At 62.5% G+C, this 22,028-nt stretch carries 25 protein-coding genes; 6 read left to right on the forward strand and 19 right to left on the reverse strand.

Translation table 11 applies throughout. From position 1 onward, the window contains the following. Nucleotides 1-21: 21 nt before the first annotated feature. From flgH to NDI72_RS05455, 12 genes are all read right to left on the reverse strand, one after another. The gene (gene flgH, locus NDI72_RS05400) at nt 22-726 is read right to left on the reverse strand and encodes a flagellar basal body L-ring protein FlgH (RefSeq protein WP_113152875.1); all 705 of its coding nucleotides are present in this window, start codon (nt 724-726) and stop codon (nt 22-24) included. Beyond that, nucleotides 723-1,235 (reverse strand): MotE family protein, encoded by a 513-nt coding sequence (locus NDI72_RS05405; protein WP_206544145.1) that lies wholly within the window; start codon nt 1,233-1,235, stop codon nt 723-725. Before NDI72_RS05405 ends, flgH begins: the two co-directional genes overlap by 4 nt. A gap of 9 nt (nt 1,236-1,244) precedes the next feature. Next, nucleotides 1,245-2,321 carry a flagellar basal body P-ring protein FlgI gene (locus NDI72_RS05410; RefSeq protein ID WP_244974854.1) on the reverse strand — a complete coding sequence of 359 codons (1,077 nt, stop codon included), beginning with the start codon at nt 2,319-2,321 and terminating at the stop codon, nt 1,245-1,247. Nucleotides 2,322-2,344: 23 nt separating this feature from the next. Continuing rightward, the gene (gene flgA / locus NDI72_RS05415) at nt 2,345-2,812 is read right to left on the reverse strand and encodes a flagellar basal body P-ring formation chaperone FlgA (protein ID WP_113152872.1); all 468 of its coding nucleotides are present in this window, start codon (nt 2,810-2,812) and stop codon (nt 2,345-2,347) included. Nucleotides 2,813-2,818: 6 nt separating this feature from the next. Beyond that, on the reverse strand, nt 2,819-3,607 hold the full coding sequence (gene flgG, locus NDI72_RS05420) for a flagellar basal-body rod protein FlgG (RefSeq protein WP_113152871.1): 789 nt from the start codon (nt 3,605-3,607) through the stop codon (nt 2,819-2,821). Between the two features lie 12 nt (nt 3,608-3,619). Continuing rightward, nucleotides 3,620-3,928, reverse strand: coding sequence for a flagellar hook-basal body complex protein FliE (fliE, locus tag NDI72_RS05425; protein WP_283799874.1), 309 nt, complete (start codon nt 3,926-3,928; stop codon nt 3,620-3,622). Further along, the gene (gene flgC / locus NDI72_RS05430; protein WP_113152869.1) at nt 3,925-4,344 is read right to left on the reverse strand and encodes a flagellar basal body rod protein FlgC; all 420 of its coding nucleotides are present in this window, start codon (nt 4,342-4,344) and stop codon (nt 3,925-3,927) included. The genes fliE and flgC overlap by 4 nt, the downstream gene beginning before the upstream one ends. Nucleotides 4,345-4,347: 3 nt before the next feature. Then, nucleotides 4,348-4,725 (reverse strand): flagellar basal body rod protein FlgB, encoded by a 378-nt coding sequence (gene flgB, locus NDI72_RS05435; protein WP_113152868.1) that lies wholly within the window; start codon nt 4,723-4,725, stop codon nt 4,348-4,350. Between the two features lie 67 nt (nt 4,726-4,792). Next, complete coding sequence (locus NDI72_RS05440; RefSeq protein WP_283799875.1) at nt 4,793-5,458, reverse strand: hypothetical protein; 666 nt, start codon at nt 5,456-5,458, stop codon at nt 4,793-4,795. After that, complete coding sequence (gene fliI / locus NDI72_RS05445; RefSeq protein ID WP_245447652.1) at nt 5,455-6,840, reverse strand: flagellar protein export ATPase FliI; 1,386 nt, start codon at nt 6,838-6,840, stop codon at nt 5,455-5,457. Before fliI ends, NDI72_RS05440 begins: the two co-directional genes overlap by 4 nt. Nucleotides 6,841-6,848: 8 nt before the next feature. Then, complete coding sequence (gene flgF / locus NDI72_RS05450) at nt 6,849-7,565, reverse strand: flagellar basal-body rod protein FlgF (RefSeq protein ID WP_206544141.1); 717 nt, start codon at nt 7,563-7,565, stop codon at nt 6,849-6,851. Between the two features lie 8 nt (nt 7,566-7,573). Further along, nucleotides 7,574-8,698, reverse strand: a complete 1,125-nt coding sequence (locus NDI72_RS05455; protein WP_113152864.1) for a DUF1217 domain-containing protein — start codon at nt 8,696-8,698, stop codon at nt 7,574-7,576. A 144-nt stretch (nt 8,699-8,842) separates the two neighbouring features. Between NDI72_RS05455 and motA the strand changes: the two genes are divergently transcribed. The 6 genes from motA (at nt 8,843) to NDI72_RS05485 (ending at nt 13,761) form a co-directional block, all read left to right on the forward strand. Next, nucleotides 8,843-9,721 carry a flagellar motor stator protein MotA gene (motA, locus tag NDI72_RS05460; protein ID WP_113152863.1) on the forward strand — a complete coding sequence of 293 codons (879 nt, stop codon included), beginning with the start codon at nt 8,843-8,845 and terminating at the stop codon, nt 9,719-9,721. A gap of 31 nt (nt 9,722-9,752) precedes the next feature. Continuing rightward, nucleotides 9,753-10,691, forward strand: a complete 939-nt coding sequence (locus NDI72_RS05465) for a FliM/FliN family flagellar motor switch protein (protein WP_206553685.1) — start codon at nt 9,753-9,755, stop codon at nt 10,689-10,691. A gap of 25 nt (nt 10,692-10,716) precedes the next feature. Next, nucleotides 10,717-11,103, forward strand: coding sequence for a flagellar motor switch protein FliN (fliN, locus tag NDI72_RS05470; protein WP_222473998.1), 387 nt, complete (start codon nt 10,717-10,719; stop codon nt 11,101-11,103). 32 nt (nt 11,104-11,135) lie between these two features. Next, nucleotides 11,136-12,146 carry a FliG C-terminal domain-containing protein gene (locus tag NDI72_RS05475; protein ID WP_113152860.1) on the forward strand — a complete coding sequence of 337 codons (1,011 nt, stop codon included), beginning with the start codon at nt 11,136-11,138 and terminating at the stop codon, nt 12,144-12,146. Nucleotides 12,147-12,233: 87 nt separating this feature from the next. Then, nucleotides 12,234-13,304, forward strand: a complete 1,071-nt coding sequence (gene flhB, locus NDI72_RS05480) for a flagellar biosynthesis protein FlhB (protein ID WP_206544139.1) — start codon at nt 12,234-12,236, stop codon at nt 13,302-13,304. A 16-nt stretch (nt 13,305-13,320) separates the two neighbouring features. Then, nucleotides 13,321-13,761 (forward strand): BspJ family T4SS effector nucleomodulin, encoded by a 441-nt coding sequence (locus NDI72_RS05485; RefSeq protein WP_113152858.1) that lies wholly within the window; start codon nt 13,321-13,323, stop codon nt 13,759-13,761. A 6-nt stretch (nt 13,762-13,767) separates the two neighbouring features. Here NDI72_RS05485 and NDI72_RS05490 read toward each other — a convergent pair whose 3' ends face one another. From NDI72_RS05490 to NDI72_RS05520, 7 genes are all read right to left on the reverse strand, one after another. Further along, entirely contained in the window at nt 13,768-14,421 is a 654-nt protein-coding gene (locus NDI72_RS05490) for a response regulator transcription factor (RefSeq protein ID WP_283799876.1), read from the reverse strand. Between the two features lie 12 nt (nt 14,422-14,433). After that, nucleotides 14,434-15,126, reverse strand: coding sequence for a helix-turn-helix transcriptional regulator (locus NDI72_RS05495; protein WP_113152856.1), 693 nt, complete (start codon nt 15,124-15,126; stop codon nt 14,434-14,436). A gap of 260 nt (nt 15,127-15,386) precedes the next feature. Next, nucleotides 15,387-16,475: an ABC transporter ATP-binding protein gene (locus tag NDI72_RS05500; protein WP_283799877.1), complete on the reverse strand. Its 1,089-nt coding sequence runs from the start codon at nt 16,473-16,475 to the stop codon at nt 15,387-15,389. After that, entirely contained in the window at nt 16,472-18,160 is a 1,689-nt protein-coding gene (bglA, locus tag NDI72_RS05505) for a beta-galactosidase BglA (protein WP_283799878.1), read from the reverse strand. The genes NDI72_RS05500 and bglA overlap by 4 nt, the downstream gene beginning before the upstream one ends. 8 nt (nt 18,161-18,168) lie before the next feature. After that, entirely contained in the window at nt 18,169-19,305 is a 1,137-nt protein-coding gene (locus NDI72_RS05510; RefSeq protein ID WP_113152853.1) for a carbohydrate ABC transporter permease, read from the reverse strand. Then, the gene (locus NDI72_RS05515; RefSeq protein ID WP_283799910.1) at nt 19,302-20,264 is read right to left on the reverse strand and encodes a carbohydrate ABC transporter permease; all 963 of its coding nucleotides are present in this window, start codon (nt 20,262-20,264) and stop codon (nt 19,302-19,304) included. Before NDI72_RS05515 ends, NDI72_RS05510 begins: the two co-directional genes overlap by 4 nt. 281 nt (nt 20,265-20,545) lie before the next feature. Continuing rightward, nucleotides 20,546-21,901, reverse strand: coding sequence for an ABC transporter substrate-binding protein (locus NDI72_RS05520; protein ID WP_283799879.1), 1,356 nt, complete (start codon nt 21,899-21,901; stop codon nt 20,546-20,548). Nucleotides 21,902-22,028: the final 127 nt, after the last annotated feature.

Consider the following 22,028-nt stretch of genomic DNA (forward strand, 5'->3'; position numbering starts at 1 on the left):
TGTTGAGGCTCCAGCGGCGGGTTAGAAGGGAAGCACCTGATCGAGGAACTGCTGGCCGTAGGGCGGCTGCTGAACCTCGCTGATCCGTCCGCGCCCGCCATAGGAGATGCGCGCTTCGGCGATGCGTTCGTAAGAGATCATGTTCTGCGGGTTGATGTCGCTCGGCCGCACGATGCCCTCAATGGTGAGGATGCGCAGTTCCGCGTTGACGCGCACTTCCTGCGTGCCGCGGATGCGCAGATTGCCGTTGGAGAGAACCTGCGTGACGACGGCTGCAACGAGCAGGCGGATGTTTTCCGAGCGCTCCGTCTGGCCGCCGCCGGTGGTGGAGGTGCCCGAGCCGATCTGGCCTTCGGCTGCTGCCGAAGAACCGGCACCGCCCACCGAATAGGAGCCGGACAGGCCAAGGCTGCGCGAGGCGTCGCGGGAGCGCTCCGACTCGTTCTTGAAACGCGCCTTGTCGTTGATCGAGATTTCGACCGTCAGGATGTCGCCCACATTGAGCGCGCGGGCATCGGTGAAGAGCCGGCTCTGCTTGTCGTCCCACAGCGAATAGCGGGTGAGGGCCGGGGCCGGGCGTTTTGGATAATTGTAGGCGGCCATGACTTCCGGGTCGATGGTCGCGCCGACCTGGGTCATGGCCGGTTCCTTGCCGATTTCCTTCATCGACTGCGAGCAGCCGGCGACCAGCGCCAGCGGCAGAATCAGTAGGGGCCGGAACGTCATGACGGGTCCTCCGGCCGCGCGGCGCTGGCGATGATGGTCGTCAGCGTCGCTGCGGACTTGCTGTTCATTTCATTGAGGATGATGCCGGCCGTGCGTGGCTCGAGCTTCATCAGGATGGCGGCGGCGAGTTCGACGCGCACTTCCGCCAGTCGTTCTGCGGCGGCGTCGGGCCGCATGGACGAATAGATCTCGACAATGCCTGCCTCGGCCTGCGCCAGAAAGATGTTGCGGCGCTGGAGCCAGCCTTCGTAGTCGGCCCGCTTCTGCTCAAGAGCCGCGATGCGTTCGTCCACTTCGCCCTTGAGCTTTTCCAGCTCCATGGCCTGAAGGGCGTAACGGCGGTCGCGCGCCGCATCGGCGATGTTGGCGCAGAAGCGTTCCACTTCGGCGGGCTTCATGGTGGCGGGATTTTCTGCTGCCAGCGCGTGCAGCGGCGCAAGTTGCGCGGCAAGGAGAACGCCGGCAAAAGCGCCCGTTGCGAATTTCTTCAATGGGTTCCTGCGAGACATGCGGCGCACCTATTGCAGCACGAGTTCGGCCTGCAACGCGCCGGCGGACTTGATGCCCTGAAGGATGGCGATGATGCCATCGGGCTTCACGCCCAGCCGGTTGAGGCCGGAAACGAGGGTTTGCAGGTTGGGGCCGTCCAGCACCGCCACTCTGGCGTCCGGCTGGGTGGCTTCGATTTCGGTGAACGGCTCGACAGCCGTCTGCCCGCGCGAGAAGGGTTCGGGCTGAACCACGCGCGGCGTTTCTGTGATGCGCACGGTGAGCGCGCCATGGCTGATGGCGACGCGGGAGATGCGCACATCATTGCCGATGACCACGGTGCCGCTGCGCTCATCCACCACGACGCGGGCCGGTCCGTCGGATTCGACCATCAGGTTTTCGATCTCGGCGTAGAAACGGGCGTAGGAAACGCCCTTAGGCCGGCGAATGCGGATGGTGCGCGCGTCTTCTTCCTTGGCGAGTTGCGCGCCGAAACGCGGGCCGGTGTAGGAGTTGATGGCGTCGGCAACACGCACGGCGGTCGAGAAATCGGCATTGCGCAGTTGAAGCACCAGCGTTGCGCTGTCGGACATGGAGGCCTCGACCTTGCGCTCGATGATTGCGCCGCTGGGCACGCGTCCGGATGTGGGCACGCCCTGGGTCAGCGTTTCGGCCTGGCCCTGCGCATTGAAGCCGGAAACGATGACGGAGCCCTGCGCCACGGCGTAGATCTCGCCATCGGCAGCGCGCAGCGGCGTCATGACCAGCGTGCCGCCGGCAAGCGATGTGGCGTCGCCCAGCGAAGAGACGTTGACGTCGATGCGTGCGCCCGACTGAACGAAGGGCGGCAGGTTTGCCGTGATGATGACGGCGGCGACGTTCTTGGCGCGCGAGCGCACGCCTTCGGACGCGATGCCGAGATTTTCGAGCATGGCGCGCATGGACTGTTCGGTGAAGGGCGAGTTGCGCAGGCTGTCGCCGCTGCCCTGAAGGCCGATAACCAGACCGTAGCCGACAAGCTGATTGTCGCGCGCGGCCTGCAAGACGGCGATGTCCTTGATGCGCGAAGCCGCGCCGGCCGGGAGGGCCAGCGTGACGCTCATCATCACTGCGAAAAGGAGACGGGAAATCATATGGCGCCGACCTCGACGGTTCCGTCAGCGAGGACCACACCGGTGAAGGTGCGGCCGCTTTCGATATTGCGCAGGCGGATCATGTCACCGGCTGCCCCGTGCTCAAGCGGCACGGCGCGCAGCGAGATGGAGAGCGCGCCTTCATTGAAGGTGACGGTGACGGGGCTGCCCGTTTCCACCAGATAGGCCTCACGGACATAGCTGATGGGAATGAGCCGGCCCGGCAGCAGGGTGCGCCGGGCGACCTTGCCGTCAATGTCTTCCAGCATGCGGGCAACGGCGGTGTTGCCGCGTGGCGGGCGGCGCAGCATCACCTCGTTGAGGGCATCGACGGAGATCGTCTCGCCGGGATAGATGACGCGGGTGGACACAACCGCCTGCTCCTGCGCCACAGCCGAAAGGCCCGTGGCGAAGAGGCTTGCCAGTGCGAGGAAAAGCGCGGGGATGGGGTTGTGCCGTATCATGCGAACCTACCGGATCGACTGGGTGACGGTTGCGGCCATTTCATCGGCCGCGCGGATGACCTTGGAGTTCATCTCATAGGCGCGCTGCGCGGAGATCAGCTCGGTGATTTCCTTCACCGGGTCCACGTTGGAGCCTTCGAGATAGCCCTGTTCGATGACGGCGAAGCCCGGATCGCCCGGCACGCCCTGAATGGCTTCGCCGGAAGCCGGCGTCTCACGGAAGAGATTGTCGCCGATCGGGTCGAGACCCGCTTCATTGGCGAAATTGGCAAGCGTGAGCTGACCGAGATCCTGAAGGTCGGCCTGTCCGTCGAGACGGGCGAAGACCTGGCCGGTCTTGTTGATCACGATCTCGATGGCGTCCTCCGGCACGATGATGGCCGGGTTGACGTTGTAGCCCTGCGTGGTCACGAGCTGGCCGGTGGCATTGGTGTTGAAGGAGCCGGCGCGTGTGTAGAGCGGTTCGCCATCGGTGCCTTCGATCTCGAACCAGCCCTTGCCGACCAGCGCCACGTCGAGCTTGTTGCCCGTGTTGTTCATCGGGCCCTGAATGTGGAGGTTGCGCACGGCTGCGGCCTTCACGCCAAGACCGACATTCGCGCCTTCCGGCACGATGGCCTGATTGGCGCGGCTCGGCACGCCCTGCATGCGCTCGGTCTGGTAAAGCAGATCCGAGAACTCGGCGCGGGCGCGCTTGAAGCCCGTCGTGTTGATGTTGGCGATGTTGTTCGCGATGACTTCGAGGTTGAGCTGCTGGGCGCTCATGCCGGTTGCGGCGATCGAAAGGGCTTTCATGGATCAGGCTCCTCAGATGGCCATGCGGCTGATGTCGAGATAGGTGGTGACGAGCTTGTCGCGCACGGCGATGGAGGCCTGCAGCGCCTGTTCGGCGCTCATCACGGCATCCACCACTTCGCGGGTGTCGGCCTCGCCCTGCAGGGCCTTGAGCGAAACGCCTTCGGCATGGTTGAGCTTGGCAACCGTGCTGGCCGCCGCCTCGCCGAGCATGGCGGAGAAAGCCTCGCCGGTTTCGGATGCGGGCATCTGGCGGGTGGGCTGAAGGCCCGTGGTCTCGGTCAGGGTCGAAGGGGCAATGCTGCCGACTGGAGGGATCATGACTGGCTCCGCATCAAATCAATGGTCATGGAAATGAGTTCGCGCGCCTGCTTGATCACCTGCAGGTTCGCTTCGTAACCGCGATTGGCCTCGCGCATGTCGGCCATTTCGATCAGCACGTTCACATTCGGCATCTTCACGTAGCCGCGCTCGTCCGCCGCCTCATGGCCGGGGTCGAACTGCAGCGTGAAATCGGACGGGTCGCGGGCGACCGAGCCGACCTCGACGACGCTGCCGCCGATATTGCGGTCGAGTTCCGCGACGAAGCTTATCGTCTTGCGGCGATAGGGATCGCCCCCGGGGACGTCGCTGGTGGACTTGGCGTTCGCCAGGTTTTCCGAAACCACCTGCATGCGTTCGGACTGCGCTTGCAGGCCGGATGCGGCGACTTTCAGGGAAGCGGAAAGCGGATCCAAGATTTACCCCCTCGACGTGGTCATGAGCATGCGGTGAAACGCCTTGACGATGGCGGTGTTGAGCTCGAACGAGCGGCGCACCTCGCCGGCATTGGACAGCTCGTCTTCCATGTTCACCGTGTTTTCCGATGGCAGGACTGCCGGGTCATCCTTGCTGGTCACGGAAAAGGAGGCATTCGTTGCGCCAAACTGCAGATGGTTCGGATTGGTGTTCCGGAGCGCCACCCGCGTGCCGTTCAGAACGTTTTCGAACGGCTCCACTTCCAGCGCCTTGTAGCCGGCCGTGTTGATGTTGGCGACGTTGCTGGCCACCGTCGTCTGACGCACGGACAGCCATTTGGCCTGCTGTGTGGCGAGGTCGAACAGATTGACGGGCTGCATCTGGCAAGTCTCTCGGTCTATGCGAACATGTCTTCCGGCACTTTAGGCAGCCAGTCTTGTGCGGGCCTTACGTGCCGTTGCCGGCGTCGGCGGAAAGCGTGATGACGAGTTCGCGTGAGGTGATCACTTCCCAGTGGCCATTCTTCCACTGGATACGGGAGATGCGGCTGCCATCGGGCAGGCGCGAACCGCGCTGGAGCATCCAGTAGCCATCTTCGTCTTCGATCATGGCGCGGCCGCCGACCACGTGAACCAGGCGAAAGCCCGGCTCGTCTCCGGGGAAGGGCTGATCCTCGAGCACCGCCGCCGGTCCACGGTCCACGGTGCCGGTGGCGGTGTAGTCCACCTGCGGCAGCGGGATCATGTTGGTGGGCAGACGCGCGCCAATGAGCGCGGGCAGGGCGTCGCGCGATGGGCCTTCCGGCGAGGGACGTCCGGCAAAGGTCATCGGGCGCACGCCGAACTGTTCCTGGTTGAAGAAGATGTACCAGGGGAACATGGCGCAGACGGCGGCGAGGCCGATCCCGCCCAGCATGATCATCCAGTCGCTGCGGCTGCTGCTCGGCGTGTGCAGCATGCCGGGCTTTGGTATGCGCCGGGGCAGGAAACCGGACCTGCGCCGTGGCGCTGCCTTTGCCGCCTGCGGGGGCTCGGGCATGGGGTCTGCTGCGGTCGGGTTGGGCTCCGTTCGCCGCCCGTCCGGAAGTTCGAGACTTGCCAGTCTGATTGTCATTGTACCGGCTCCCCGGCTTTCAGTTTCATCGCCAGATCCGTGAAGGGATCGGCGGAGCGTTGATCGTTCGGCGACTGCGTGAGGGCGTCGTAGATGAGCGGGATCTGCCGCACGGCCTGATCGAGCTCGGGGTCATGACCGGGCTGATAAGCGCCGAGCAGGCGGATGTCTCGTGTGTCCTCGAAGCGGGCGATCATGGCGCGCAGCCGCGTGACGAGGCGCTTTTCGTCCGGGGTCCAGGCCCGGTCCGCAAGACGCGAGATCGAGGCCAGCGGATTGACGGGTGGAAAGCGCCCCTGTTCGGCAATCGCGCGGTCGAGCACCACGTGACCGTCGAGAATGCCGCGCACCGCATCGGCCACCGGGTCATTGTGATCGTCGCCATCGACCAGCACCGACAGGATGGCGGTGATGGAGCCGCTTCCCGTCTCGCCGGGGCCGGCGCGTTCCAGAAGGCGGGGGAGTTCGGTGAAGACCGAGGCCGGGTAGCCGCGCGCGACCGGCGGTTCGCCGGCTCCGATGGAGACCTCGCGCAGGGCGTGGGCAAAGCGCGTGATGGAATCCACGATGAGCAGAACCCGGTCGCCACGGTCGCGGAAATATTCGGCGATGCTCATGGCCGTGTCCGGCGCACGGCGGCGCATCATGGCGCTTTCGTCGCTGGTGGCGACCACCGCCACGGATTTCGCCATGCCCTGCGGGCCAATCGTGTCTTCGAGGAACTCGCGCACTTCGCGGCCACGCTCGCCAACGAGCGCGATCACCACCGTGTCGAATGCGTCGGCATTCGCCAGCATGGAAAGGAGCGTCGATTTGCCGACGCCGGAACCGGCGAAGACACCAAGCCGCTGCCCGTGGCAGAGCGGTGTGAAAATGTCGATCACGCGCACGCCCGTGCGGAAACCTTCCGAAACCCGCTGGCGCTGCATGGCGGGCGGTGTGACGGGGGCCTGGCCCGTGGTGACCGGTCCGCCGGCGGGCGCAGGGCCGCCATCTGCGGGGCGTCCGAGCGCATCCACCACGCGGCCACGCCATGAGGGGCCGGGGGCGAGGCTGAGCGGTCCGCGATTGAAGACCGCTTCGCCGAGCCCGACTTCACCGGCCCGTTCATAAGGCGCAACCACCACGCCGTCGCGGGCAATCCGCACGACTTCGCCCGCACCCGCAGCGCCGCCATTGCGGCCGCGACGCGACACGAGATCGCCAAGCCTTGCCGTTTCCGAAAGGCCGCGCACGCTGTAATGGCTGGGCGAGACCTCGCTCACCCGGCCGCCATGGCTGACGAGAAAACGCGCATCGCCTGCAATCCGCCGATAGGCTTCTTCCAGGGCGGTCAGCACGGTTTCCCGTGGCGGCGTTGCGGAGGAGGGCAGTTCTGTCACGGTGATGCTCACCCACCCAGAAGCTTGATGGCGTCCTTGAGCGCGGTGTCGCTATCGCTCATGAGCGCCGACACGTGCTCGAAGGTGCGCTGCACTTCGATGAGGTTCATCATCTGCTGCACGGGATTGACGTTGGCTTCTTCCACAAAGCCCTGCGCCACGCCGACGCCGGGCTGATCGACAACGGGCTGTGCGTCATCGGCAACGAAGCCGGAATTGCCGAAGCGGGCGTAGTTTTGCGAGGGGGCGAACTCATAGAGGCCGATAGCGCCGACAAGCTGGCCATTCTGGCGCAGTGTGCCATCGGCGCTGGCTTCCGGCGGGCCGGCCAGCGGATCGAGCAGCAGCGGCGCGCCGCCGGCATCAAGCACCGGGTGCCCGTCGAGGCTGACCAGTTCGCCCGTCTCGCGCATGGTGAAGCGGCCATCGCGCGTGACCACGGTTCCCGCCGGTGTTTCGAGCCCAAACCAGGCTTCCCCCTGTACCGCGAAATCGAACGGGTTCTTGGTTTCGCGCAGGCCCCCTTGATGGGTGTCGATGTTGGGGGAGCCGGGTGCGGCGAAAGAGACGGAATCCGGCCCGTCGCCGCTCACCAGATCCCGGAAGTTCACCGATGTGCCGCGAAAGCCCACCGTGCCGGCATTGGCGACGTTGTCGGCCAGAGTTCCGAGGCGCTTTTCCAGTGCGACCTGAGAAGAAAGAGCGACGTAAAGTCCGGTCTGCATCTGGTCTGCTACCTCTTTAACTGCGCAATGGTGAAAAGCATGTCGGTGGAAATGCCGAACTCCGCCGGCTGGCTGAACAGCGCGGCGATGGAGGTCTGCTGCGAGCCGGAGGGGTTTTCCAGCTCCCACATGGTGGTGAAGCGCTTCAGGAAATCCTCAAGCTTCTCGGGATCCTTGAAGTCCGCGATCTCGACGCGCTCCTTGATCATCTCGACCTGCTTGTCGATGTCGGCCTGCGCCAGCGCAGGGGGGAAGCCGAGCGCGGTGCGCACCACCTGCGCGATGGCCTTGTCGGCCAGCAATTCGTAGTAGGAGCGGAATTCGGGGGCCTTGCGCTGGAAATAGAGCGCAAGCCGCACGCCCTCGTTTTCCTTGCCGGCATCCTCTTCGAGCGTCTGGCGCATATAGCGCTCGACGGCCAGGTTGTTGGCGATGTTGTAGGTCGTCGCGTCCTCGCCATAGCGGGCGAAGTTGAACGCTTCGGCCAGCGCCCTGTAGCGTTTGTCTTCGGTCTGGTTGGCCGGGCTTTGCGGATCGTCGATCCCGCCTTCGAGCACCGAGCGCAGGAAGCGGAGGTCGATCACTTCCTCGACATCGAAACCGTGCGCCATGAGCGCGAAGGTCAGCATCTCCTGATCGCCCATCAGATCGTCGACCGATTTGATGTCGGGGATCTTCGCCAGATAGTTGTTGAGGCTGGCGATCAGCGTCGGGTCGTTTGGCGGCACGCCATTCTTGATGGCGCGCGTGAGATATTTGTCGACGGTGCCCTTCTGGGCCGGGTTGTAATTCGTGGTGTCGGGGCCGCCGGCGGCAAAATTATAGGTGCGGGCGAACTCGATATAGCGCTTGTCGGTCAGCTTGTTGGCGAAGCTTTCCGGGTCGCTGATGCCTTCTTCAAGCACCTTCACCATGAAAGCCTTGGCATAGGCCATGTCTTCCAGACCGTGCGCCTTCATGGCGTAGCGGAACAGGCGGTCATCATTGACGAATTCCTCGATGGAGGTCACCCGGCCGATGTTCTGCTGATAATATTCCGTCTCGCGCTGCACCATTGGCTGGGACTGGACGCGCTCCAGCGAGCGCGACAAGTCGCGGTTGATCAGGTTGTAGCTCGTGAACGTGTTGATCAAGGCGCACCCTCCGCCATCTTCGGTTGCGCCAAATTAGTCTGCGTATCTTGCGCGAGGCTTTCCGCGCGCCGTTCCGGGTTTCAAGCCTCACGCAAGCCACGGCGGGTACACAGGAGAAAAGGCCTATAAAAGATGGCGGTATAGATGGGTATTCTTGTCGGACTCGTGGTAACGCTCGGCTGCGTGATTGGCGGCTACATGGCGATGGGCGGCCATGTGGACGTGCTTCTCCAGCCCTGGGAAGTCGTGATCATCTGCGGCGCGGCTTTCGGAACGTTTCTGGTCGCCAATCCGATGTCGACGGTCAAGGACGCCGGCAAAGCCTGTGTCGAAGCGCTAAAGGGCTCGGTTCCCAAGGAAAAAGACTACCTGGAGACGCTGGGCGTCCTGCACAGCCTGATGCGGGAACTGCGCACCAAGTCGCGCAGCGAAGTAGAAGCGCATATCGACAATCCCGAGGAATCGGCGATCTTCCAGTCCTACCCGACGGTGCTGGCGAACAAGGATCTGACCAGCTTCATCTGCGATTACTGCCGCATCATCATTATCGGCAATGCCCGTCCGTTCGAGATCGAGGCGCTGATGGATGAGGAAATCCAGACCATCCGCCGCGACAAGCTGAAATCCTACAATGCGCTCGTTGCGGTGGCCGAAGGTCTGCCGGCGCTGGGCATCGTTGCGGCGGTGCTGGGCGTCATCAAGGCCATGGGCGCCATCAACGAGTCGCCTGAAATCCTGGGTGGCCTGGTTGGTGCGGCGCTCGTCGGCACCTTCCTCGGCATTTTCATGTCCTATGCGGTGGTCGGTCCGATCGCCACCAAGATCAAGATCGTGCGTGAGAAGAAGAACCGGCTTTACGTGATCGTGAAGCAGACCCTGCTTGCCTACATGAACGGCTCGCTGCCGCAGGTGGCGCTGGAGTTCGGCCGCAAGACCATTTCGGCCCATGACCGGCCGACCATCGATGCGGTGGAGCAGAGCACGATGAACACCGGCGGGGCCGGTGACAAGCAGGCCGCGTGATGCGCGATCGTCAACGGAGCAACAACCGACCATGGCGCTGACCGAAGATCCAGAACTGATGCGTGCGCTCGTCGTGGAGCGTCTGGTGGGAGCCACCGGCGATCCGCGCCGCGTGTCGGAAGCAGCGCGCTCCTGTGCGACCCGCGCCCTGACGCGCGTGATGGACGCTCTGGAAGAAAAACTCCCCGCAGCGGTGAAGGTTGAGCTGATCGATGTGGAGATCGTTCGACTGGCGGAATTGAAGCCGAAGGAAGATTGCTGCGACGCGCTCGCGGTCATCGCCGGCGAAGTTTCGGGCGATGCGCTGACCATGCGTCTTGACCCGACGGCCATCTCCATTCTCGTGGGGACGATGTTTGGCGGCAATCCGGAACTGCCGGCTGTTCCGCTGCAGCGCCCGCCATCGGCGATTGAGCGCGATGTGGCGGCGCTGACATTTGATATTTTCGCCAAGGCTCTCAATGGCAAGGGCGCTCGCTCGCTTGGCCTGCGCCTTTTGCTGCCGACCGTTCAATCGGGAGCGGATTTCCGCCGTTTCGTCGTTCGCGACGGGCCGGGCGTGCGGATGCGCTTCGCTATCGGCGGTGAGGAAAGCGGCGGCGTTCTTACGGCCTGGATGCCGCAGCGCCTGCTTCTGGAAGCGCGGGAGCTGGAAGGCAGCGACCAGCGCCAGCAGAATGCGAAGGCGGCCGACTGGCACAATCGTTTCAGCGATGAAGTGATGCGCTCCAATGTGCGCATTCGCGCGACCATCCCGCTGATGCGTATGGCGCTCGGCGAGCTTGCCTCGCTGCACGAAGGCCAGGTCATCGAGTTCGGTGACGGCGCGCAGCCCGAGGCGCGGCTGGCGGTGCGCGACAAGACGGTGTTCACCTGTGATTTCGGCAAGGCCGGACATCACTACACGGTGCGGATCAAACAACCCTTCGATGCCCGCAAGGACGTCGTCGAAGGTCTTCTGGCGCAATGATGCGCCGGGAACGCGGTGAAGGAGAATGACTATGACCAATGCCGAGCCTGAGCCGCAGGAAAACGGCGAGGAAGAGCTCAACAAGGCCATTGAGGAGCTGAAGGACGTTCTCCACGAGGAAACGTCGGGCACCAGCGGCGAAGCCGGGTCTTTTGCGAGCAATCCCGAACTGGTGATGAGCATTCCGGTGGAGGTGCAGATCGTTCTGGGCAGTGCGGAAATGCCTGTTTCCCAGCTGATGGCGCTCAAGAAGGGATCGACGGTTTCGCTGAACCGTCGTGTCGGCGAGCCGGTGGAGATCGTGGTGAACGGCCGGCGCATCGCGCGCGGCGAGATCACGCTGGTCGAGGATGATCCTTCGCGCTTTGGCGTGAAGCTTACGGAAATTGCCGGCAGGGCTTCTGCCCAGTAAACTGGATTGCGAAGAGAAAGGTCGGATTGGTCATGACGGAAGCTCTGGCTCTGACACAGGCGCAGAAAGCGGCCACCATTCTGGTGGCTATGGGCAAGCCCGCAGCGGGCCGCCTGCTCAAATTCTTCAAGCAGGATGAGCTCAAGGCGCTGATGGAAGGCGCACGCCTTTTGCGGACCATTCCGCAGGCGGAGCTGGAAAAGGTGGTCGGCGAATTCGAGGCCGAGTTTACCGAAGGCGCCGGCCTGCTGGATTCTGCCGACAGCATTGACACCATTCTGACCGAGACGCTTTCCGAGGAGGAGATGAACCTCCTCATGGGCCGCAACGACCCGAAGGCCGGCGAGGCCGAGGAAATCTGGGCCGAGCTGGAAAAGCTGAAATCCGAAGAGCTGATCGAGCTGGTTTCGAGCGAGCATCCGCAGGTGATCGCCGCCATTCTGAGCGGTATTTCGCCGGCGATTGCGGCCAAGGTTCTGGTGAGCCTGGAAAAGGCGCTGCGCACCGCCGTTGTGGCGCGCATGGCGGCCACCGGCGACATGCCGGCTGCGGCCAAGAAGCTGATCGAGAACCGCATGGCCGATCTGCTGCGCGACATGCGCGCCGGCAAGGATTCCACCGTGGGTCTGGCGCGCGTGGCTTCGCTGCTCAACGAACTCGACAAGGAACAGGCCGACGAGGTCATCCACGAGCTGGAGCGCAGCGGCACGAGCGATGTGAAAGCCATCCGTTCGCAGCTCTTCAGCTTCGAGGAGATCGTTCTTCTCGACCAGAAGGCGCGCGTCGCCCTGTTCGACGGTCTTTCGAGCGATCTTGTCACGACCGCGCTGCGCAATGCTTCGCCCGATGCGGTGGAGGCGGTTCTTTCCGCTCTTGGCCAGCGCACGCGGCGCATGATCGAGGCGGAACTCAGTGTCGGTTCCGAGGATGTGCCGGAGACGGAGATCCATCAGGCCCGCAAGCGCATTTCCGCGATGGCGGTTCAGCTATCGCAGCAGGGCAGTTTCGAACTGCCCGGAATGCAGCAGCAGGCCGCCGCCTGACGCTTTTCGCAAGGCCTGTCCGGGTCGCGCCTGACAAGGCGTTCCGGGCGGCCGGTCTGGTCTGAATGCGTTTGAGCGAAGGGTCTGATGGCGGAAGGCGCTGACAAGGAAAGCAAAACAGAAGAGGCCACGGAGAAGAAAATCCGTGACTCCGTCGAGAAGGGACAATTGCCTTTCTCGAAGGAGGTGCCTGTTTTTGCATCTTTTCTGGCGATACTCACTTTCACGATCTTCTTCGCTCAGGACAGCGCGGTGCGGCTGAGCAGCTTCCTGTCGACCTTCCTTGAACGGGCCGATGGCTGGGCGCTCGAAACCCGCTCGGATGCGATGGCGATCTATCAGCTGGTGTTCTTCGAGATCGCCAAGGTGGTCGGCGTCGTGATGCTGCTTCTGGTGGCCGCCGGCATTTCAGCTTCGGTGTTGCAAAACACGCCCCGTTTCGTGCTCGACCGCATCAAGCCGAAGGTCTCGCGCATCTCGCTCAAGGAAGGCTGGAGCCGCATCTTCGGCGTCAAGGGCATGGTCGAATTCGCCAAATCCCTTGGCAAGATCCTTGTGGCGGGCGGGTTCCTGATATTTGCGATGCGTGAGGCGGAGACCCGCCTGCTTGCCGGGATGATCACCAATCCGGTCGAGTTCAGCACGGTCATCCGCGACATTGCTGTGGAAAGCCTCGTGGTTGTCACGCTCGTGGTGGCGGTGATCGCGGTGGCCGATCTGTTCTGGTCCCGCCATCAGTGGCGTGTCGACCTGCGCATGACCAAGCAGGAAGTGAAGGATGAGCACAAGCAGGTGGAGGGCGATCCGATCGTCAAGGCACGCCTGCGCTCACTCGCCCGCGACCGCGCACGCCAGCGCATGATGTCGGCCGTGCCGCAGGCCACGCTTGTGATCGCCAACCCGACGCACTTTGCAATTGCCCTTCGATATCGCCGTGACGAGGACGCAGCGCCCGTCGTGGTTGCGAAGGGGCAGGACCTCATTGCGCTGAAAATCAGGGAGATAGCGACGAATCATAACATCCCCGTCTTCGAAGAGCCACTGCTCGCCCGATCCATGTACAAACAAGTTTCGGTTGATAGTTTGATTCCATCACAGTTCTACAAGGCTGTCGCGGAGCTGATCCGCCGCATCTATCGAACTGGCGATAAACCGTAGTCAGCAGGATTATATTATGGATAAGCAGCCGCATTCGCCTGCTCGCGAAATCATAGTCGCCAATGCCATTCGCGCGGTGGCGAACGAATTGCGTCTTGTCGATGTTGCCGACTACATCGCGTTCATCAGGCTTGAGAGCCTGGCGAGTGTTGCGGATATCGTGGAGTCCGCTGCCGAACTCTATTTCATGCCGGGCACATTACGGTTGGGCCATGGCTGCGATGCGCGTGTTTCGTGGAGCGGAAGCCCGCAAATTTCTCTCGATCTGGAACTGCGCCCGGGTGGCGTGACCGTCTATTTCACGCTCGAACTGAGCGACGACAATGCGGCTGTCGAGGTCAATTACGTGGCCTTTGATGATCCGGCCGAAGACCCGGAAGTGAATTCGCGCTACCTGGCCGATGCGCTGCAGGCTTCGCGGATCGTGCGTAGCGAGCGACCGCTGATCAACGGTTAGCCTTCTTCAGTCGATAAGCCCGTTGCGGAGCGCCTTGGCGACCGCGTGAACGCGGTTGACCGCATCCAGCTTCTGCGTGGTGTTTGCGAGATATTGGTTTGCAGTGTGCACCGACAGGCCGAGGCGTTTGGCGATTTCTTCGCTGGTCAGCCCGTTGGCGGTGAGTTTCAGGCATTGCAGCTCGCGTTTGGAGATCGCTGCGCCTTCGCTGTCCTCGGGGAGCGGGTCCTGCTCCGTGATCTGTGCAAAAAGCGCATTGCACCGGCTGTGCAGGTCGAGCAGCGCGTCGCGCTCGATCTGGATGTTCTGACCGATCATGATGACCGCGCCAAGGTGTCTCTGCTCTGTGGTGAGCGGCAGGACAAGCCCACTGGCCTCATGCGCAGGCGGGATTTCCTCGCTGTGCATGCCGGTGTCGTCACCGGGCATGGCGATGCCCCAGTGAAAGGGGTGAAAGGCCTCGGTGATTTTCTTGCAGAAACGCTTTGGTAATCGACCGGCGAGTTCCTGCGCTTCATCATCTGTCTGCGGGCTTCTACCGGTGAGGGCGGGTGACAGTCGCTGTCTTGTGAGGCCCTTGACCGTATAGAGATGGAACCGGTCGGCACCGGTGCTTTCGGTGAGCTTTTGCAGCTCCTGTGCGATGTCCGAAAGCGTCATTGATCTGCCGTTCTAGATTAGCCCGTTGCGAATGGCCGTTGCGATGGCCATGGCTCGGTTTTTTGCTGCCAGCTTGTGAATCGCATGGGCGACGTAGCTGTTTACCGTGTTGGAAGACACGTTGAGGATGAGAGAGACCTCATCCGCGGTCTTGCCTTCGGAGACCCAGTAAAGGCACTCGCGCTCGCGTTCCGATAAGGGTTCGCCGAGCGCATTGGTCTTTGTTCTGAAGCCTGAAAGGTGGTGGCACAGATTGATGTGCATGCGCCGCAGGTCTGCCGGATCGAGAGCGCCTGGCCGATCCCCGGAAATCAGCGCGATGTAACGCTTCTTTCCCGCTGGCAGTTTGAGGAGGAAGATTTCCTGATGATCATGAAGGCTCAGATTGGCAATGTCTTCACAGGAGAGAAGGGCGGCAAGTGCAGCCGGGTGCCAGGGGCGTGAGGTGAGGCCGGGAAAGGTGGAAGCAGAGCTCTCGATAAGCCGGGATATGGCCGTCATCCCGACATCTTCGATTGTGTCGAAGCTCCAGTTGGAAACGAGGATCCGGGCCATGCCGGTGGAACTGTCGGGTGCTGCTTCGGCGATCAGGTAGGAGGTGTTGCCACTGTTGGGGCAATAGCTGCGGGCAAGGCTGGCGAGGTCGCGCCGCGATATGGCCCTCAAGGGCCGGACGGATTGCTTTTCGCGTGTATCAGTTGCCATTCGCTCTCATCGCAAATCCCCACCGGCGGGAAGCCGGTATTGTTGGTTTTGCGGATACGCAATACGAGGCCCGCAACGTCCCCCGCCCAGCGTCGAAATCGGTGTCCGTACAACCGGCATGACCGTATAAATACGCTTTGAAACGGGCAGCGCTCTCGGGCCAGAACAGCTTTGTCATTCAGTGGCCCCCCAGTCACCTCGTTAATCGTTAGGTAAGGTTTCGATTCGGGTCAAGAAAAGCTCAAACCGGTTGAAATGCTTCAAATGTAGAACAGAGAACGCCCCTCTTCAGTGAAAAGATGCATCTTTTCTGCGGATGCGGTGAGGCGAAGGCGCTCGCCCCTGGCATGTTTCTGGACGCCGGCGATCTTCACGACGACCGGTTCATCCACATCTTTCACATTTACGTAAACATTCGTGACCTCGCCGAGCCGTTCGACAAAGTGCACTTCGCCTTCGAAGAGAAAGTCATCTCCATCTGCAACCCGCAGATCTTCCGGCCTTACGCCGAAATGGGCCGGCGCGCCTGCCAGACTTTCGGGAGAAGGGATGGGAACGGCGACCTGCCTGCCGGAAAGGGAAATCACGGTCTGCCCGCCGGTCTTTTCGATGCGGGCCGGCTGGATGTTCATGGCGGGCGAGCCGATGAACCGGGCGACGAAAAGATTGGCGGGTTTTTCGTAAAGCTCGATGGGCGCGCCGACCTGCTCGATATGTCCCGCCGACAGGACGACGATGCGGTCTGCAAGCGTCATGGCCTCCACCTGATCGTGGGTGACGTAGACCATGGTGGTGTCGGGCATTGAGCCTTTGAGCTTGGCGATCTCGATGCGGGTGGCGACACGAAGCGCTGCATCCAGATTGGAGAGCGGTTCGTCAAACAGGAACACTTTCGGATTGCGCACGATGGCGCGGCCGATGGCGACGCGCTGTCGCTGACCGCCTGAAAGCGCCTTGGGCAGGCGATCAAGATATGGTGTCAGCTGCAGGATCTCGGCCGCTTCCTGTACGCGCTTGTCGATCTCTTCCTTCGGGGCCTTGGCGATCTTCATGCCGAACGCCATGTTGTCGTAGACCGTCATGTGCGGGTAGAGCGCATAGGACTGGAACACCATGGCGATGCCGCGCTGCGATGGCGGGATGTCGTTCACGCGCGCGCCGCCGATGAACATCTCGCCACCGGTGATGCTTTCAAGCCCGGCGATCATGCGCAGGAGCGTGGACTTGCCGCAGCCCGAAGGACCGACGAAGACGATGAACTCGCCTTCCTCTATGTCCAGGTCGATACCGTGGATGACCCTGGTATTGCCGTAGCTCTTCTGGATGTTCTTGAGCGAGAGATCCGTCATGTCTCCATCCCCTTGCTGCCGAACCAGCTTGCATAGGCCGGCAGCGTGACGATGCCGTCCTCCACCGTTCCGGCTGCGCCGGAATCGGCCATGGTCGCATAATCCCGGACATCGAGCTTCAGCGTGACCGGCCCGTCGCTCATGTTCACCGCCACCAGAATGGCGTGGCCGGCCATGGAGCGCTCGAAGACAAGCACCTCCTCAGTGCCTTCCCGGAAGGTGATTCCGCCCTTGGCGAAAACGGGATGGCGGGCGCGAAAGGCAAGTGCATTGCGATAGTGCGACAGGAGCGTGTCCGGCCCCTCCTGCGCCGACACGGCCAGATGGAGGTGCTCCGGCGGCACGGGCAGCCAGGGCTTTGCGCCCGAGAAGCCGCCATTGACCTGCGTTTCAGACCAGACCATCGGGGTGCGGCATCCATCGCGCCCCTTGAAGGTCGGCCAGAACTGGATGCCATACGGGTCCTGCAGGTCTTTCAGGTCTAGCACGGCTTCGGTGAGGCCCAGCTCCTCGCCCTGATAGAGGCAGACGGAACCGCGCAGTGACAGAAGCAGCGTCGTGGTCATCTTCAGGAAGGCGTCGCGGTCGTGGACCTGATCGGCCCAGCGCGAGGCATGGCGCACCACGTCATGATTGGAGAAGCTCCAGCACGACCAGCCATCGGGCGCCTTGTCGCCGAATGCCTCGATGACGCGCCGGACACGGCCCGGCGTGAGCGGTTCCTGCGACAGGAAGTCGAAGGAATAGCACATGTGAACCTTGTCGCCGCCGCTCGTATATTCGGCGACGATGTCGAGGCCGCGCTGCGCATCCCCCACTTCGCCGACAGCCGTGGTGCCGGGATATTCATCGAGCAGCGCACGGAAGCGTTTCAGGAATTCCAGGTTCTCGGGCTGGTTCTTGTCGTAGAGGTGGTTCTGGAAGTTGTAGGGATTGACCGCAGGCGCGATGGAGGCGTTGCGCTGGTCCTGCTCAAGCGGCGGATTGTCTTCCAGACCGGCCGAGTGGACATAGAAATTGATCGTGTCGAGACGGAAACCGTCGACGCCGCGTTCCAGCCAGAAGCGGACCGTCTCAAGCAGCGCGTCCTGAACATCGGGATTGTGGAAGTTCAGGTCCGGCTGGCTGGCCAGGAAATTGTGCAGATAATACTGGCAGCGGCTCGTGTCCCATTCCCATGCGGAGCCGCCGAAGATCGACAGCCAGTTGTTGGGCGGGCTGCCATCGGGTTTCGGATCGGCCCAGACATACCAGTCGGCGCGTGAATTGGTGCGGTTCTGCCGGCTTTCCACGAACCAGGGATGCTGCGCGGAAGAATGCGAGATCACCTGATCGATCATCACCTTGAGGCCGAGCCGGTGGGCCTCGGTGATCATGGCGTCGAAATCGGCCAGCGAACCAAACATCGGATCGACCTGGGTGTAGTCGGAGACATCATAACCGAAGTCGAGCATGGGCGACTTGAAGAAGGGTGACAGCCAGATCGCATCAACCCCAAGCGAAGCGATGTAGGGCAGACGCTGGGTGATCCCTTTGAGGTCGCCGATCCCGTCGCCGTTGGAATCCTGAAAGGAGCGCGGATAGATCTGGTAGATGACGGCGCCGCGCCACCAGTCGGCGTCTTCGGCGTGGCGGCTTACGGCTCCGGGAGCATGTTCCAAGGGAGCATCGTGAAGGACATTCATGGGAGCGGTCAGCCTCCTTTGACGGACCCGGCCAGAAGGCCGCGGACCAGGTAACGTTGCAATGCGAAGAAAACGAGAATGGGCACCACGATGGCCACGAAGGCCGATGCGGTGAGGATTTCCCAATTGCCGCCACGCGAACCGAGCAGTTCGCGCAGTCGGCCGGTCAGCACCAGCTGTTCTTCATTGTTTCCAAGGAAGACGGTGGCGACGAGCAGGTCGTTCCAGACCCAGAGGAACTGGAAGATGGCGAAAGAGGCGAGTGCGGGAAACGACAGCGGCAGAATGATCTTGCGGAAGATCTCGAAATCCGACGCGCCATCGACGCGCGCGCTTTCGATGATCTCGCGCGGCAGGCCGGCCATGTAGTTGCGCAGGAGATAGATGGCGAGCGGCAGGCCGAACCCCGTATGTGCGAGCCAGATGCCGATGAACGACTTGCCGATGCCGATCGTGTTGTAGAAACGCAGAAGCGGGATCAGCGACATTTGTAGCGGGACGACGAGCAGGCCGACAATGGCGGCAAGCAGAAGCGCGCGGCCCGGAAACTCCATCCATGCCAGTGCGTAGGCTGCATAGGCCGCAATCAGGATCGGAATGACGGTCGCCGGAATGGTCACGGTCATCGTGTTGATGAAGCTCTTGCCGAGCCCTTCGGAGAACAGGACGTTTTTGTAATTTTCCGTGGTGAAGCGCGGCGGCTCGACCGAGCTCACGAAGATGCGCTGGCCGCGGCCGGGTTCGGGCTGTTCGGCATAGGTGATGGTGTAGTCGCCACTGGCCTCGACGGTGAGCATGCCACCGTCGCGCAATTCAGCGCTCTCGCCGACGGCGAAGGCTGAAGGTGCGCGCGATGATATGCCGAAGCCGACGGCCTTGCCGCTGCCATCCTCGAACACATTGCCGGTGAGCACGTAGCGGCCGTCTTCCAGCGTGGCGTTTTCCGGCGGGGCTGCGCGTGCGACCACGTTGCGTTCGGACGCGGTGAGGGCGGTCCACCAGCCGCTCACGGCGAGCTGGTCCTTGTCGCGAAGCGATGAGACGAGAATGCCGAAGGTCGGCAGGGTCCACAGCGCCACGAGCAGGAGGACGGATATGTTGACAACCCATGAGAGGGCAGGGCGCGAGCCGACGGGCGTGCTCATTTCATGTCCTTCCGTGCTTCGCGGATGTTCCAGATCATGATCGGCGTGACCATGGCCATGATGACCAGCGCGATGGTCGAGGCGCGGCCGAAATCGAGCCCGCGGAACATCCAGTCGAACATGTAATTGGCGAGCACCTGGCTGCCCCACTGGCCGTTGGTCATAGCCAGCACGATGTCGAACACTTTGAGAACCAGAATGGTGATGGTGGTCCAGACCACGGCGATGGTGCCCCAGATCTGCGGCACCTTGATCTTGTAGAAAATCTGGAAGGGCGAGGCGCCGTCGATGATGGCCGCCTCGATGGTCTCTTCCGGGATGCCGCGCAGCGCGGCCGAGAGGATGACCATGGCAAAGCCGGTCTGGATCCAGATCAGGATGACCATCAGGAAGAAATTGTTCCAGAAGGGGATGGTGATCCACGCCTGTGGCTCGCCACCGAAGAAGGTGACGACGGCGTTGAGGATGCCGATCTGTTCGGAGCCTTCGGCGCGGTAATCATAGATGAATTTCCAGATCACGCTCGCGCCGACGAAGGAGATCGCCATGGGCATGAAGATGAGGCTCTTGGCGACATTGCCCCAGCCGATGCGGTCGGTGAGGGCGGCGGCGATGAGGCCGAAGAAGGTGGCGGCGGCGGGCGCGACGATGAGCCACAGAATGTTGTTGCGCATGCTCTCGCGGAAGGCTGCGTCCTTGGCAAGCCAGGCGTAATTGGCTCCGCCGACCCAGGTTTCGCCGCTCGGCCCGTGGAACGACAGGAAGATCGAGTTGATGACCGGATAGACCAGATAAATGCCGAGAATGACGATGGCCGGCCCCAGAAAGAGCCAGGGGCGGATGCCGTTGGCGGCGTTGATGTTGTCCGCGACGCGGCTGCCGCGTGGCGGATAGATCAGGTCGAGGAGCCGGTTGGAACCCCAGAAATAGCCGAAGCAGGCGGCCACGCCGAGCACCATGACAAGCACTGCCTGGACGAGCTTGATGTCGGGCAGGACCGTGTTGAGCGCGGTGAAGACGGCGACGGCGCAGAGCACCGCAAAGACGATGCCGGCAATCATGATGCCAAGCGCAATCGCCATATTGAAAAGGAAGCGGCCGAGGCCCGATGGACGGGACCGCGGGGCGGCTTCGGTCGAGGAGATGGCCATGTCAGCCTCCTGGGCGCATGCCGGCTGTGCCGGTGCTCCCACCCCGCATGCTCAATGGCGGCGGGGTGGGCGGTGTTGCATGCGCAGTCCTACTTGATGGCGTCCCATTCCTTCTGGATCTCGCCGGCGACCTCTTCGGCGGGCTGGCCGCCGACATAATCGATCATGCCGGTCCAGAACGCGCCTGCGCCGATCTTGCCGGGCATCAGGTCGGAGCCGTCAAAGCGGAATGTGGTCGCATTGGTCAGGATTTCGCCCTGCTTGCGCAGCGCATCATTGGCGTAGGCCTCCGGGTTCACGCCCTTGTGCGGGGTGAGGAAGCCGGCCTGCGCCATCCAGATTTCATGCGCGATGGGCGTCTTCAGGAATTCGATGAAGGCGCGCGCCACATCCGAATCCTTCGTGATGGCGAACACGGTGCCAGCACCCAGAACCGGGGTGCCGAGATCCTTTTCCGCATAGGCCGGCAGGTAGAAGAAGTCTGCGTCGCGGCCAAGCTGCGTGCCCTCGGGGAAGAAGGAGGGGATGAAGGACGCCTGCCGGTGCATGTAGCATTTCGGCGGGACGGCGAAGAGGCCTTTGGGGCTGTCGCGGAAGTCGGTGGAGGCCACGGCGCCGGCGCCGCCATCCACATAGTCGTCATTGCGCGCGAACGCGCCGAATTCCTCGATGGCCGCAACGACGCGTTCATCGTTGAACGGGATTTCATTGGTCACCCACTGGTCATAGACCTCGGGCGACTGGGTGCGCAGCATCAGGTCTTCCACCCAGTCAGTGGCCGGCCAGCCGGTTGCGCCGCCCGAACCGAGACCGATGCACCAGGGCGTTTCGCCATCGGCGACGATCTGGTCGGAAAGCGCCTTCAGTTCTTCCATGGTCTGCGGCACTTCATAGCCCGCATCCTCAAAGTTTTCCGGCACGTACCAGACCAGCGATTTGACATCTGCCTTGTAGGGGAAGGCGAAGAAGGCCTTCGCCCCGTCCTTGCCGGCATAGGTGCCGAGATCCACCCAGGACTGGCCGGCAGCATAGTTTTCCTTCATCCAGCCGGCAGTTTCGTTGCCGAGCGGCACGAGCAGGCCCTTGGAGGCGAGGTCGCCTGCGAGGCCCGGCTGCGGGAAGACTGCGACATTCGGTGCGCTGCCGGCCTGCGTGTCGATGACGATCTGCTGCTCGAAGGAGTCGGAGCCTGAGTAATTGACCTTTGCGCCGGTCGCTTCCTCGAAATAGGCGGTGACGGATTCGATCAGATCCTTGTCGGAGCTGAGCCAGGGGCCGAACAGGCTCATCTCCTGGCCGGAGAGATCGTGCGCGGCCTTGAAGTCTTCGAAACTCTGCCAGTTGAAACGGGCATCCTCGCCCGGGGCGAATTTGAGATCGGCGGCATGGGCGACGCTGCCGGACAGTGCCAGGGCAAACGCGCCAATAAGCATGGACGTCTTCATGGTTCCTCCAATTGCGGCCGGAGCCGCTCCTCCTCAGGTCTTTGCGGGTCCGGCGCATTGCTAACGTTTTAAACGAAATTCAAAGCGCTTTGGATTTTGGCAGCATCAATCCGGGAAGCCTTTGAGT

Origin of the sequence: Nitratireductor sp. GZWM139, from assembly GCF_030068685.1 — a bacterium.
Taxonomy (GTDB): Bacteria; Pseudomonadota; Alphaproteobacteria; order Rhizobiales; family Rhizobiaceae; genus Nitratireductor; species Nitratireductor aquimarinus.